Consider the following 15845-nt stretch of genomic DNA (forward strand, 5'->3'; position numbering starts at 1 on the left):
TAATCTGCAGTTGCTTATTGAGAATTTGCCATCTGCCCAACAGGTTTTATTGGTAAAGGTGGTTTTGGACAATGGTTACCAGACTACAAAAAAGGTAGTTTTTAACTAAGATAACAGAGTAATAAAATTAAAAATCCGATAGCGAAAGTTATCGGATTTTTTTGATATTGATTATTAGAGCAGGAAAATATCAGTCAGTAAATAACCTTATAATAGTTCAAGTTCTCTCATTTTATCATAAACTAAATTGCTCTCATATCCTCTTCTAAGCATATAATCGCAAAATTTTTTTCGTCTTTTTAATGAATTAGTTTCGGTTAAATTTTCCCAAAATCTCTCAGAAACCTGATTAAATGTTGCTTCGTATTCGTCTGGTGTGATTTCTTTTAAAGCCAGATTAATATTTGTTGTAGATATGTGTCTGATTTTTAATTCATTTACAATTCTAATTTTTCCCCAATTTTTGATTCGATGTTTACCGCGCGCAAAGCTACACGCAAAGCGCGTTTCGTTTAAAAAATTATCTTCAATGAGTTTTACGATAATAATGTCTGTTTCGTCTGAAGACATTTTTAAAGAATGGAGTTTTGTAACTACTTCATCATGACAGCGGTCCTGATAAGCACAAAAATGTTCTAGTTTTTGTAATGCTTCTTTGATGGTCATATTTAAAAATGAAATATAATTTAACTGAAAACAAAAGTAACTGATTTAATATAATTGTGATAAAACTTTTCTCCGACAATTAAAAAGTAGGAAAATTTAACATTTTGAATTGTTTTTTTTTATACATTTGAAATACCCCCATTATAAGCAACTTAAATTCAGTTGTTTAGTAAATATGTTTTTTTTGAGAAAAAGTAGCTGTTCCAGACAAACCCCAAAGTTCTGACAGTATTTTCTTTTTCAATACCACTCATAAATATTTCTAAGAATTAATTGATTTTTTTAATCTTTAAACTCTATTGTTATGAGACTAAAACTACCTTTTCTGTTATTTTTTGTTTATTCTTTTACTTGGTCTCAAATCACTTTTTCGCCACCAACGACAACTGGCGGCAATTTTAAAGTACCTGCAGGGGTTACTTCATTGAGTGTAGAATGTTGGGGTGCCGGAGGTGTTACTTCGACACTGGTTTCTCTTTGGGCAGGAGGTGGAGCGGGAACAACTGCTAACCGCGGTAATACTAATAATGCAACTGGTGGGACTGCTGGAGTTTCTGGTGGTGGAGCAGGTACAGATGGTGTGTTAGCGGTTGGCGATGGAAAAGATGGTGCAACGCCAGGAGGAGGAGGTAGTGGTGCCGCATCTTTATTATCGCTTGGTGCAACAAGAAAAGTAGGAAATGGAGGGAATGGGGCGCTAAATGTTGTTTATACGTGTCCAACTTATGGACTAACATCAGCAACTACTGCAGACGATTTATGTTTAACAGCGGGGACTACCACATTAGTAAGATTAACAGGTGGAGCATCTTTACCCAATGGAGACTATGTGGTGACTTATAATCGTAGTAATCCCAATGCAACCGGGTTAACAGCCACAATGTCTGTTACCGGAGGAACCGGAACCTTTACAGCAGTTGGATTAAATATAGCAGGTACAAGTATCATAACCGTGACCAATCTTACTTCAGAAGCTTGTACTAATACAACAGGTACATTTAATACTGTAACAATCAATGTTTATGCCGCAAGTATTGGAGGCACAATTGATACCCCTGCAGCAATTTGTAGTGGTAATACAAGTGGTTTATTGACTTTGTCTGGCTACACAGGAACGATTACAGGCTGGGAATATTCGGTAGCCCCTTTTTCTTCCTGGACACCTATTGTCAATACAACTAACACTTATACTTCAGGGACATTAAGACAAACTACACAATTTAAGGCAATTGTTAAAAATGGAGTTTGCGATGCTGTGAATTCTGCAACTACAACTGTCAAAGTAAATCTTTTACCTACTATTGCTACAACTGGAACACTGGATAATATTTGTTTTAATACGGGCGTTCAAACTGCTACATTACCTTACAGTGCAACAACTAACACACCCCTTAATTATAGTATCATATGGAATACTGCTGCAAATACTGCTGGGTTATTAAACCAGGGTGTTACTGCATTTGCTTTTTCTTCGGACGGAGGAAATTTAAATACAATAGAGGTTCCGGCTGGTGTAGCTGCTAATACTTATTCGGGGATAATGACCATTCAGAATGCTAATTGTTCAGTTACTCAGCCTATACAGCTTACTATTGTGCCAAAGCCTTCTGAACCAATACCTGGAACAGTCACCGAACCTACATGTGTTACATCTACAGGCAGTGTAACTTTAAGCGGATTACCAGCCTCAGTTACCTGGATAATTAAACAAACAGGTATAGTATCAACAACATATACCGGTACAGGAACTACCTATAACGTTTCGAATCTTATTCCAGGAAATTATGCATTTACTGTTGAATATGTAGGAAGCTGTATATCGCCTTCTTCTGCAAGTGTAACTGTCAATAATCTTGTTACCAATTCCTACACTAACACCGGATGGTCAAACGGAAGTCCTACAATCAATCAAAATTTGATTTTTGCTTCACATTACACTACAACAGGGGGAGGATTAGAGAATATTAATGGTTGCACTTGTGTGGTAAATTCAGGAAGTAATGTTGTAATAAGTAGTGATGATACATTAGCTATAAACAAAGCAATTGTTAACAATGGAGGGACATTGACTTTTGAAAATAATGCCAGTTTAGTACAAATAGCTAATGTTGCTAATACAGGTAATATTATATACAAGCGAATATCTAAACCAATGAAAAATTTTGATTTTACATGTTGGGCATCACCTGTAACAGGACAGACATTGTTTAATTTATCTCCAAATACATTATCAGATAAATATCTTTCTTATACAGCAACCGGATGGAAAACCGAACCACCAATAACTACAGTAATGATTCCCGGAAAAGGATATGGGATAAGAACTCCAAAAGCCAAACTTTGTCCAAATGGTGAGAATGTAGTTTTTCCTTATTCACGACCCGTTCAGTTTATAGGTGTTCCTAATAATGGTAATATTTCGGGAGGTGCAGTAGTGGCTGGAATTACTTATTTAATAGGTAATCCCTATCCTTCTGCAATTGATGCAGATGCTTTTTTGTTTGAAAATCCTAACAACAGTGCTATTCTGGAGGGTATTATTTATTTCTGGACTCATGATACTGATATTTCTCTAAATGGAGGAAAATATTCATCTGCTGATTATGCTTCTTATAATGGAATAGGCGGTACAATGACATTACCTGCTGCTTCAGGAGGGAGTGTTCCAAATGGTAAAATAGCTGCAGGACAATCTTTCTTTGCCAAGGCTAGTAATAATGGATCTGTTGTATTTAATAATGAGATGAGAATTTCTGGGGATAATCATCATTTTTTTAAACCAGCCAAATCCTCAAAATCAAATGCGTTTGAAAGACATCGTTTATGGCTTAATATGACTAATACAGGTGGAGCTTTCAAGCAACTGCTAATTGGTTATATTCAGGGAGCCACTAATGGATTTGACAGCGATTTTGATGGAATATCTTTAAACGCAAATCTGTTTATTGATTTTTACAGTATCAACTTGGGTAGCAATCTGGTCATTCAGGGGCGTGCCCTGCCTTTTACAGATTCTGATGTAGTACCGTTAGGATATTCTACAATTATAGAAGGAGAGTTTACTATTTCTATAGGTCAGGCTGATGGAATGCTGGGTAATCAGCCTGTTTATCTTGAAGACAAGTTAACAAATACAATTAATGATTTAAGAGAAAGTGATTATACGTTTAAAACCAAAACAGGTATTTTTAACAATAGATTCGTTCTAAGATATACTAATAAAACGTTAGGTATTGATGATTTTGAATTGGATAATAATGTTTTGGTTTGGATTGATAATAAAAACATAAGGCTTCATTCTGCAAAAGAAAACATTAATAAAGTATTTATTTATGATGTTTCGGGAAGATTAGTTTATAATGATTCAGCAATTTCTGCATCCGAAGTAATTATAAGCAATCTCAAATTTAAAGATGAGGTTTTATTAGCTAAAATTGTATTAACGAATAATCACATTATAACTAAAAAGATTATTACAACTTCAAAATAATTTAACAGTTGTTTGATAAAAATACAAAATAAGTTGTTTTTTTTATGCATTTGGTCGATTTTATTTGCCTTTTGTCTATTTTTTGAAAACATAATGTTAACTTAATAATGTTCTTTGATAAAATTAAAAAACGTTATGTTCTTTTTTTCGTTAAATCCGAAGTATTAACTTAATCTCAAATTAAGATGAAAAAGATGTTTATTGCAACGGGCATGTTTATGATTTTTATGTGCTCATTTGGACAATCAAAAAGTAGTGTGTTTAATAATGCAATGGGGGTTTCGGGAAATGACAACCAGTCTTTTGAATCAGAAAAAACGTCAAAATCAAATGCGTTTGAACGACATCGTCTATGGCTTAATATGACTAATACAGGAGGGGCATTTAAGCAGCTGCTAGTTGGTTATATTCAGGGAGCAACTGATGGGTATGACAGCGATTTTGACGGAGTATCTATTAATGGTCATGCGTTTATCGATTTTTACAGTATCAATCTGGGGAGAAATCTCGTTATTCAGGGGCGTGCTTTACCTTTTAAAGAATCTGATGTAGTGCCTTTGGGATTTAGTACAAACATAGCAGGCGAATTTACTATTGCTATAGGACAGGCAGATGGTGTGCTTCTCAATCAGCCTGTCTATTTAGAAGACAAACTCACTAAAACAATTCATAATCTAAGAGAACAGGGATATACTTTTACTGCAAAAACAGGTGTTTTTAACGATAGATTTGTGTTAAGATATGCCAATACTAATACATTAGCTACTGATGATTTTGAAGCTGAAAAGACAAAAGTTTCAATTGGAGTTAACAATGAGATGATTACAATAAGTTCAACTGTGGGCAATATTGATAAAATCCTTGTTTATGATATGCTTGGTCAGCAAGTATCAAATCATGAAAACATTAGGGATACTCAGTTAATAATTCAGAATTTACCTTCTACCCTACAGATTTTATTAGTGAAAGTATTTTTAGAAAATGGAAAAGCCATTACTAAAAAGGCACTGTTTAAATAAAATAATAGAACGTCTCAAAAAAAAACAATTAAAGTTTTGGGATTTTTTTGTAAGTTTAAATAAGTAATAGTTTTTATCTAAATAAAGTTAAATTATTGATTATCATAAATTTTGTATTTTTTTTAATTAATTTTTATGTAAGGTATTTTAGATAACATTTTTACAATGTCTTTTTAGAAATGAAAAATACATAAATAGATTTTTTGACAGTTTTTTATTATACAGAAATACTTAACCTAAATATTAAATTAGAAATGAAAAAAATATACACTATAGTAGCTCTCTTTTTAGTTTTTGCATATTCATCTGGACAATCAGCAAGTAATTATACATTTACGGCAGTTCAGGGAAATTATATTCCGCTTACAGGTGTTGCCGGAGTAACCGATACCTCAATAGGAGCAACTGCCGACGAAGGAATTTCTAATGCAATTACGATCCCTTTTACCTTTACTTTTGCAGGAACAGCTTATACTTCTATAAAAGTGTCTCCAAACGGGTGGATATATTTAGGATCAGGAACTCCTGCTGAATCTAATGATAATACTCAGCCAAATGCAGAAACGAGAAAACCGATTTTATTTCCTTTATGGGATAATTTGAAATGTAATGTCGCACCCAGATATGTAACAACCGGAATTGCTCCGCACAGAAGGTTTAAGGTAGAGTGGATTCAACAAAGTTGGGATAATGGAGCAGCTGGAGATGTCATTTCGTTTCAGGTATGGTTGTTTGAAACCACAAATGTTGTTGAATTTTTATACAATCAGGGAGCCGTGGCTGCAAATAATGCTTCAAGTGGTGCGTCAATAGGAATATATGATGCAGGGAGTAAATATTTAACGCTAAATAATTCTAGTGGAACTCCCTTGGCACAATCAGATGTTTTTACAAGTAATATCAATACAAAACCGGCTACTGGACAAATTTATAGATTTAGCCCTCCGTTAGCAGCAGGTTTAGAGGCAAATAAATATTGTTTTTCAGCAAGTTCAAGGACATACGATAATTTATTGTCTACTACAGATGTACCGAACCTAGCGGCAAGTTCAGATGATGCACTTTCGAGTACGGTTGCCTTACCATTTACCTTTAACTTTGCAGGAGTTTTTTATTCGAATATTAGGGTTTCCAGTAATGGATGGATCACATTTGCATCTCCTAATCCAACAGCATCACAAAATTATACCAATAATGTTTCCAATGCCAACATTATAAAGCCTGCATTGTTTGCGCTGTGGGATGATATTGAACTTACCGTAATTCCAAAATATGTAACTTCGGGTACTGCACCGAACCGGATTTTTAAGATTGAATTTTCAAAGCAAAAATGGGATTATGCCGGTCCAACTGATGCTATTTCTTTTCAGATATGGATGTATGAGAAAAGTAATACTATAGAATACATTTATAAACAAGGCTCGGGCGCATTAAGAAATCCTTCGGCTACTATAGGGATATATGATGCAAATGGAAAATATTTGCTTCTTAGGGACGTAACCGCAAGTCCGATAACAACCTCTAGTTCTTTTATATTTTCGCTTAATGCAAAACCGGCTACAGGACAGGTCTATAAATTTACCCCACCTCCATTAATTTCTTATCCTGGAAATGCATTTATTGCAACCGGTAATGTTGGGGTCACACAAACGGGAGCAACTGGTGGTACATATTCGGCAACTCCGCCAGGATTAAGTTTTGTAAGTACAGCTACCGGTGAAGTAAATCTAACTTCAAGTTTAGGAGGAACCTATACTATAACCTATACTGTGGCAGGATGTGCAAGTGCAACTACTGAAATGACAATTTTTCCTTTATTGCCACAGCCTGTTGGAACTGTAGGTGAAGCTTCTTGTGCCAGTGGTAATGATGGTAGTATAACTATAACCAACATGAACAATAGCGTGAGATTTGTAGCTGCCGATAATGATTATATAGACTTAGGAAGTCAGATGCTTTCAGGAAGAGGAGCCTTTACGATGGGGGGCTGGATAAAATTTAAAGCTTCAGATATAACAGGAAGGATGAGTTTGTTTGGTCAAAATGATGCCCTTGAATTTGGCTTTGCATCTTCATCAACTTTAGAATTTTCGAGTGTCGCAACGGGTGCTGTAACGGCGTCATTTACTCCGGCTACACTAGGAAATGAGGCGTGGCATCACGTTGCAGTAACAGGTGATGGTACCCTTATAAGAATTTATATTGATGGAGTCAGTGTTCCGGTAACAGGGGGGGTAGTGAATACAACAAATTATGGTTCATCAACATTTACTACAAAAATAGGAAGTCGTGTTTTTTCTAATACAAATGGAGAAACTTTTACGGGCAGTATTTTAAAAGCAGCGTTTTACAGCACTGCTCTTTCTGCATCACGAATCCAAAGCCTTGCTTTTGGACCTACAGTTTATTCAGGCTTTGAAGAAGGAATAATTGCCGGATATAACTTTTATGATGGTTCAGGGATAACTTTAACTTCTATTCCTGCCGGATTCAACGGTACGTTTGTTAATACTCCGGAATGGGTTGATCCTTACACGTATGCCTGGCAAAGATTGGGTAACAATACAGTTATTGCTACTACAAAAAACATAACAGGATTGACTCCGGGAGATTACAGGGTTACAGTAGCACTGACTGGCGTGAGTAGCCCAAACGCTAAAGTTTTTACGGTTGGTTCAGCAACCAATGTTGTGGCAACTGACGGAACAGATGCAGCTTGTAACACTACCATTACTGCTAATTGGGGAGCAGTTGCGGGAACTACAAGTTATGTATTGGATGTAGCTACAGATGCTGCTTTTACCAGTTTTGTTTCAGGCTATAATGGTTTAAATGTTGGAACTGTAACAACTTATAGTGTTACCAATGTTCCCCCAGGACCTATATATTACAGAGTGCGCAGAAATACCAGTTGTGGTGTAAGTGCCAATTCTAATGTTATTCAATATCAAACTTTACAAGTTAAAACTCCGGTTGCGACAGCTGCTGCCATTTTATCATGTAATAGTTTTACTGCCAATTGGGATCCGGTCGTTGGGGCTAATGCTTATTATTTAGATGTAGCTACAGATTCTGGTTTTACGGCAATGGTTACAGGCTATAATGGTTTAAATGTAGGGAGCGTAACAAGTTATGCTGTTACAGGATTGACTTCCGGTACTACTTATTATTACAGATTGCGTTCAGCAAATGCTTCTTGCGGTATGATGACTACTTCATCCAATACTACTTCAATATTAATAAATATAGGTCCTACAGCTCCTATTGTAGGTGCGATTACACAGGCAACATGTGCTAAGCCACTTGGTAGTGTTGCGTTAAGCGGTCTTCCTGCAGGCGACTGGACATTACAATTCTCAACTGGTCAAACTTATTCAGGAAGCGGAACAAGTGCAACCATATCAGATCTTGCACCAAATAACACATATAATATTGCTGTTAAGACAGATGCTTGTTTTTCAGCCTATTCGTCTAATATTGTGATTAATCCTTTAGTGATTACAACAGCAACGTGGAATGGTTCGTGGACACCAGGTCCGCCAACCATTAATGATTATGTTGTTTTTGCCAGCACTTATAGTTCAACGGGAGATTTAAGTGGCTGTACCTGTACAGTAAATTCAGGTGTTGCAGTTACGGTAAACTCAGGTCATACTTTTACTATTACCAATGCAGTTACAACAACAGGCGGAACATTAACTTTTGAAAATAATGCGAGTCTGGTACAAACAAATGACATAAGTAATACGGGAAATATAATCTACAAGAGAATTTCTCAGCCTATGAAAAATTTTGATTTTACCTTGTGGTCATCTCCAGTTCCTACTCAGGTTCTTAAGGTGTTTTCGCCCAATACATTAGCCGATAAATATCTGTCCTATAATTCTACATTGAATAAATGGAAAACGGAAGTTCCAACCTCTACCATGACAGTTGGAAAAGGATATGGCATTAGAACACCTAAAGAGAGGCTTTGGCCAAATGGAGAGAATGTAGTTTTTCCTTATTCTCAGCAGGTTCAGTTTACAGGAGTTCCAAATAATGGAAATATATTTGGAGAGCAAATAACAGCTGTTTCTTCAACCCATAATTTTTTAATTGGTAATCCTTATCCTTCGGCTTTAGATGCAGATTTATTTTTATTAGCCAATAATACAATATTACAAGGTACCCTATATTTCTGGACGCACAATACAGCAATTGCACCAATTGGAAATAAATTTGTTTATACCGCAAATGATTATGCTTCTTATAATGCAACTGGAGGAGTATCTGCAATAAGTGATCCGCTACATAATAATAATCCATCTCTTGATTTGGGTAAAAAGCCTACTGGTAAAATTGCTGCAGGGCAATCATTTTTTGCAACTGCAAAAGCACAAGGGACAATTACATTTACAAACGATATGCGTGTTGCCGGAAATAATAATCAGTTTTTTAAGCCTGGAAAAGCTGCAGGACTGGAAAAAAATCGTTTATGGCTGGATTTGAGTAATGCCGGAGGTGCCTATAAACAAACATTAGTTGGCTATATTGAAGGGGCAACCAATACTTATGAAGATCAATTTGATGGTATTAGCTTTGATGGTAATGTATATGTAGATTTTTACAGTATCAATGATGATAATAATCTGGTGATACAGGGACGTGCTCTGCCCTTTGACAATAGAGATAGTGTTCCTTTGGGATATAAAACTACAATTGCAGGTAATTTTACAATTGGTATAAATCAGGCAGATGGAGTTTTGGAAAATCAGGCAATATATCTTGAAGATAAATTAATTCAGACAATCCACGATTTGAGAATAGCAGATTATACTTTTTCTACAGAAATTGGAACTTTCAATGATCGTTTTGTTTTAAGATATACGAATAGTAATTTGGGTACAGGCGATTTTGAATTAAATAAGAATGGGTTGAATGTAGCTGTTAAAAATAAAGCTATTGCAATCAGTTCCGTCGATGATACCATTAATGCAGTTTTTGTATATGATATTTCAGGTAAATTAATTTATAAAAAAGATAAAATAAACAGCAATCAATTTTCGATTACACAGTTAAATAGTGCAGAGCAGGTTTTGTTGGTCAAAATAGTTTTGGAAAATGATCATATTGAAACACGAAAAATTATATTTAGGTAAGTAATTAATTTAGTTTTATTAAAAAAATCCGGTAGATTTCTACCGGATTTTTTTTTAATTATTTATTTGATTTTAAGATAGTTATTGTGTGTTCCAGTGTGCTTTTAAGAAAATTAAGCCGAAATTGACGTAATATGCCTAAAACATAAGTAGGATTTTACATTTTAAATTGTTTTTTTTGCAATCCCAAATGGCAATACATCGGATAAATATGTTTTTAATCGAATTTAAATTTTTTCACATATAAAGAAATTGCAGAAGACTTATTTTTGTCCTTTATTATGCAACTTTTTTATGATGATTTTTTGACATTTTAACCATTATAAATTATTAATAATTGCAATCGACGTCCCAAACAAATCTAAAATAAATACCACCTACTGTATGATTCAAAAATTACTTTTGTTCGTTATTTATCTGTTTTTTTACTCAAATCGCAATGAATTTGTGAGTTCAGCTAAATGGTTTTGCTTAACTTTTTTGATGTTTCAAATGGGTTATGGGCAGTCAGGTTGTAATGTTGTTAAGGGAGGAGTATTTAATAGTACTGCTGACGCTACTAACTGGTCATTGCCAGAGAGTTCCACTACAGGCTGGTTTCGTTATGGAAGTCAAGCTTATATTGATGTAGATGGTGCAAATAATGTATCTCTGAAACAGAATGTAAATGGTTTATTAGGTAATACATTGACTCTTACTTTTAAATTTAGAGGTCAAAATGCCGATCGGATGAATTGTGGTACAAGTGGTACTCTTGATGTTAAAATTGGCGGTACTACTTATATGACAATTACAAATCCGACAAATAATACTACCATTACAAATGCTAATATAGTTACTTTTAATGGTGCAAGTTACACACCATTAACATTATTATCCTTAACTGTAGGAGGAAGTAGTTTACCTAAACCTGGTATACCTGAAAGTGCTTTGACTCAAGGAACTATAGTACTTACAATTCCGTCATGGACTGGAGGAGTGACTGCCGATCTTGAATTTGTAGCATCATCTTCAAATAGTGCTCTTGGAACAGGAAATTGTAGTACAACACGAGGTGGTGATGACTGGTTACTTGATGATATTATACTTACTGCAAGTGATCCAACAGATTTTGTTATGACTGGATCTAATGGATGTGCAGGAACTAATACTGCAATGGGTCTTAATAATTCTCAAGTAGGAGTTAGTTATCAATTACAGCGTGATGGAGTAAACGTAGGTAGCATTGTTGCGGGTACAGGAGCTGCTATCAGTTTAGGAACTCAATCTATAGCGGGCACTTATACAGTAGTAGCTATAGTTGGATCTGCGAATTGTAAGACAATGATTGGTAGTGTGTTGATTAATTCAGCACCAACAGTTTCAAATGCTGGAGCAGACCAAACAGGTTTGGCAACATGTGGATTAACTTCAGTAACATTAGCTGCTAATACTCCTACATCTGGAACAGGTATATGGTCTATTTTTAGTGGTGCTGGTGGTACTGTTACAACTCCAACAAGTCCGACTAGTACATTTACGGGGATAGTAGGAACAAGTTATACATTGAGATGGACAATTTCTAATTCGCCTTGTACAGCTTCTACAGATGATGTAGTAATTAGGATTAACCAAAGTCCTACAGTAAGTATTACCGGCAATAATTATATTTGTGCAGGATCTACAACAACTTTGTCTCCAACAACTGGTGGTACATGGACTAGTAGTAATGATTTGGTTGCAACAGTAAATAATGCGGGTCTTGTAACGGGGGTAGCGACCGGAAGTGCTACATTTACCTTTACCAGTAGTGTTGCGCCTGGTTGTACAGCAACTACACCAGCAGTAACAGTTTCAACAGGGTTATCTACTATTTATAATGCATCAGGTTCTTTTACTGTTCCTGCTGGAGTTACCAGTTTACAGGTTGAATGTTGGGGCGGCGGTGGTGCTGGAGGAGGGTCATCTGCCACTAATGTAAAAGGTGGAGGAGGAGGTGCTGGAGGAGCTTATATAATGGGGACAATTCCAGTTAGTGCTGGAAGTTACACTGTAACTGTTGGAGCAGTGAGACCTGGTACAGCAGCAGCCGGAGCACAGGGAAATCCTTCTTGGTTTGGATCGACAAGTACAATATATGCTGAAGGTGGTGCAGGTGGTTCTGCACCTAATAATGCAACTGTTAGTGGAGGAACGGGATCTAGTGCGAGTACTATTACTAATGGTACGCTTATAACAAAATCTCCAGGTTCAAATGGCGCAAATGGAACTACAACAATTGGTGGAGCTGGAGGTAATGGTGCAAATACTACTAGTCCTGAAGGTTTGGGAGGGGCACAGAGAACTACAAATGAGAATGATGGAAATGCGGGAGTTGCTCCAGGTGGCGGAGGCGGAGGTGCATTTCTTACAGATGGTACAGACCATATTGGTGGTGCAGGAGGCGCAGGTAGAGTAAGAATTACGATTGCCAGTCCAACAGCAAGTGCAGGAGGTAGCCAGACAATATGCCAAACAGGAACAGCTACAGTAAGCGGTGCAAGTGCAGCGAATGGAGCAATCTTATGGACCCATAACGGTGCGGGTTCATTAAGCAACGCAACAACATTAACACCAACTTATACAGCAGCAACAGGAGATGCAGGTAATACTGTTACTTTAACAATGACCGTATCAAATGGACCTTGTGTAACACCAGCTACGGCAACATATAGTGTTATAGTAAATGCAACAGCCACTGCAACAATCAGTGGCACTGCAACAGTTTGTCAGGGCGGAAGCGCTCCAAATATCATTTTTACTAACCCACTTAACCGTGCCATCACGGTAACCTATAACATCAATGGCGGAACAAGCGCCACAGTAAATGTGGGAGCAAATACCACAGCAACAGTAGCAGCACCAACAGGAACATCTGGAACATTTGTTTATAATCTGGTTAGTGCAGTATATCAAGCGGCACCAACCTGTTCTGCATCTTTAACAGGTTCAGCTACCATAACAGTTCGTCCTACGGTAATAGCTTCCATAAGCGGAACTGCTTCGGTTTGTCAGGGAGGCAGTACGCCAAATGTAACTTTTACCAATCCGCTTAGTGAAGCCATAACGGTTACTTATAATATTAATGGAGGAACAAGTGCAACTGTAAACGTGGGAGCAAGTACTACAGCAACAGTATCAGCCCCAACGGGAACTGCTGGTACATTTGTTTATAATCTGGTTAGTGCAGTATACCAAGCAGCACCAACGTGTTCTGCATCTTTAACAGGTTCAGCTACCGTAACGGTTCGTCCTACGGTAACAGCATCAATAAGCGGTACTACTTTGGTTTGTCAGGGAGGCAGTACGCCAAATGTAACTTTTACCAATCCACTTAATGAAGCCATCACGGTTACGTATAACATCAATGGCGGAACAAGCGCCACAGTAAATGTTGGGGCAAATACTACAGCATCAGTAGCAGCCCCAACGGGAACTGCTGGGACATTTGTTTATAATCTGGTTAGTGCAGTGTATCAGTCAGCGCCAACCTGTTCTGCATCTTTAACAGGTTCAGCTACCGTAACGGTTCGTCCTACGGTAACTGCTTCAATAAGCGGTACTGCTTTGGTTTGTCAGGGAGGCAGTACGCCAAATGTAACTTTTACCAATCCGCTTAGTGAAGCCATAACGGTTACTTATAATATTAATGGAGGAACAAGTGCAACTGTAAGCGTGGGAGCAAATGCCACAGCAACAGTAGCAGCACCAACAGGAACATCTGGAACATTTGTTTATAATCTGGTTAGTGCAGTATATCAAGCGGCACCAACCTGTTCTGCATCTTTAACTGGTTCAGCTACCGTAACGGTTCGTCCTACGGTAACAGCTTCAATAAGCGGTACTACTTCTGTTTGTCAGGGAGGCAGTACGCCAAATGTAACTTTTACCAATCCACTTAGTGAAGCGATTACGGTAACGTATAACATCAATGGTGGAACAAGCGCCACATTAAATGTTGGGGCAAATACTACAGTATCAGTAGCAGCCCCAACGGGAACTGCTGGTGCATTTGTTTATAATCTGGTTAGTGCAGTGTATCAAACGACACCAACGTGTTCTGCGCCTCTAACAGGTTCAGCTACCATAACGGTTCGTCCTACGGTAACAGCTTCAATAAGCGGTACTACTTCGGTTTGTCAGGGAGGCAGTACGCCAAATGTAACTTTTACCAACCCACTTAATGAAGCCATCACTGTAACGTATAACATCAATGGCGGAACAAATGCTACTGTAAATGTTGGGGCAAATACTACAGCAACAGCAGCAGCACCAACAGGCACATCTGGAACATTTGTTTATAATCTGGTTAGTGCAGTATATCAAGCGGCACCAACGTGTTCTGCGCCTTTAACAGGTTCAGCTACCATAACGGTTCGTCCTACGGTAACAGCTTCAATAAGCGGTACTACTTCGGTTTGTCAGGGAGGCAGTACGCCAAATGTAACTTTTACCAATCCACTTAGTGAAGCGATTACGTTAACGTATAACATCAATGGCGGAACAAGCACCACTGTAAATGTAGGAGCAAATACTACAGCAACAGCAGCAGCACCAACAGGAACATCTGGAACATTTGTTTATAATCTGGTTAGTGCAGTATATCAAGCGGCACCAACGTGTTCTGCGCCTTTAACAGGTTCAGCGACGGTAACAGTTCAACCAACCCCATCAACTCCAACAGTAGGTACCACAACACATATCAGTTGTACAACAAATACAGGTAGCGTTATTTTGAGTGATTTGCCATCTTCGGGAAGTTGGACAATAACAAGTACTCCGGCAACAGTAATTACAACAGGTTCGGGAACAAGTACGACTATCTCAGGTTTAGCAATAGGTAGTTATACTTTCATAGTAACGAATGCTAGCGGATGCCCTTCTGCGGCATCATCTACAGTTGATATTTTTGATCATACCTCTACTACATGGGACGGATCAGGATGGAGTAATGGAGTGCCAAATGCATCAAAAAATATTATCATCGATTCTGTAACTCCAAATTCTCCTTTTACAGCAGATTTACAGGGTTGTGCTCTGACTATTAACAATGGTGTAATTGCTACAGTGCCATCAGGAGTAACCTTAACTATTACCAATGCAGTAACTACTAATGGGCAGTTAATTTTTGAGAATAATGCAAGTTTGGTGCAAATTAATAATGTAGCTAATTCAGGATCTATTGTTTACAAGCGAATTTCTTATCCGATGAAGAATTTCGATGCTACTTATTGGTCATCACCTGTAGCTGGACAAACTTTAGTTGATTTATCTCCTAATACCTTGTCAGATAAGTATATTGGCTATAACAACAGTGTCTGGAAAACAGAAGCCCGTACCAATGTAATGAAACCAGGTATTGGTTACGCTATCAGGGTTCCTAAACCTAATTATTGGCCTATACCTACGGCCCCTACTTATGCCCAGCCTGTTGAGTTTAAAGGAGTACCTAATAATGGGAATATTACCAGCAGTCAGGCTGTTACAGCAGGGAAATATTACCTGATCGGA

At 37.3% G+C, this 15845-nt stretch carries 5 protein-coding genes; 4 read left to right on the forward strand and 1 reads right to left on the reverse strand.

Annotated features, from left to right (window positions below):
* Positions 1-207: 207 nt before the first annotated feature.
* On the reverse strand, positions 208-666 hold the full coding sequence (locus FLACHUCJ7_RS00255; RefSeq protein ID WP_180907464.1) for a regulatory protein RecX: 459 nt from the start codon (positions 664-666) through the stop codon (positions 208-210).
* A gap of 304 nt (positions 667-970) precedes the next feature.
* Between FLACHUCJ7_RS00255 and FLACHUCJ7_RS00260 the strand changes: the two genes are divergently transcribed.
* The 4 genes from FLACHUCJ7_RS00260 to FLACHUCJ7_RS00275 form a co-directional block, all read left to right on the forward strand.
* Positions 971-4156, forward strand: coding sequence for a T9SS sorting signal type C domain-containing protein (locus FLACHUCJ7_RS00260; RefSeq protein ID WP_180907465.1), 3186 nt, complete (start codon positions 971-973; stop codon positions 4154-4156).
* A gap of 185 nt (positions 4157-4341) precedes the next feature.
* A complete protein-coding gene (locus FLACHUCJ7_RS00265) occupies positions 4342-5175 on the forward strand; it encodes a T9SS sorting signal type C domain-containing protein (protein ID WP_180907466.1) in 834 nt (277 codons plus the stop codon).
* A gap of 254 nt (positions 5176-5429) precedes the next feature.
* The gene (locus FLACHUCJ7_RS00270; protein ID WP_180907467.1) at positions 5430-10316 is read left to right on the forward strand and encodes a LamG-like jellyroll fold domain-containing protein; all 4887 of its coding nucleotides are present in this window, start codon (positions 5430-5432) and stop codon (positions 10314-10316) included.
* A gap of 384 nt (positions 10317-10700) precedes the next feature.
* A partial coding sequence (locus FLACHUCJ7_RS00275) for a beta strand repeat-containing protein (RefSeq protein ID WP_180907468.1) occupies positions 10701-15845 on the forward strand: 5145 nt, incomplete at its 3' end.

It is taken from the genome of Flavobacterium salmonis (assembly GCF_903819435.1).
Taxonomy (GTDB): Bacteria; Bacteroidota; Bacteroidia; order Flavobacteriales; family Flavobacteriaceae; genus Flavobacterium; species Flavobacterium chungangense.

What these genes read in the sequence shown, in the direction of transcription:
- FLACHUCJ7_RS00255 (WP_180907464.1), bottom strand. Translation starts at nt 666, where the DNA reads ATGACCATCAAAGAAGCATTACAAAAACTAGAACATTTTTGTGCTTAT.
- FLACHUCJ7_RS00260 (WP_180907465.1), top strand. Translation starts at nt 971, where the DNA reads ATGAGACTAAAACTACCTTTTCTGTTATTTTTTGTTTATTCTTTTACT.
- FLACHUCJ7_RS00265 (WP_180907466.1), top strand. Translation starts at nt 4,342, where the DNA reads ATGAAAAAGATGTTTATTGCAACGGGCATGTTTATGATTTTTATGTGC.
- FLACHUCJ7_RS00270 (WP_180907467.1), top strand. Translation starts at nt 5,430, where the DNA reads ATGAAAAAAATATACACTATAGTAGCTCTCTTTTTAGTTTTTGCATAT.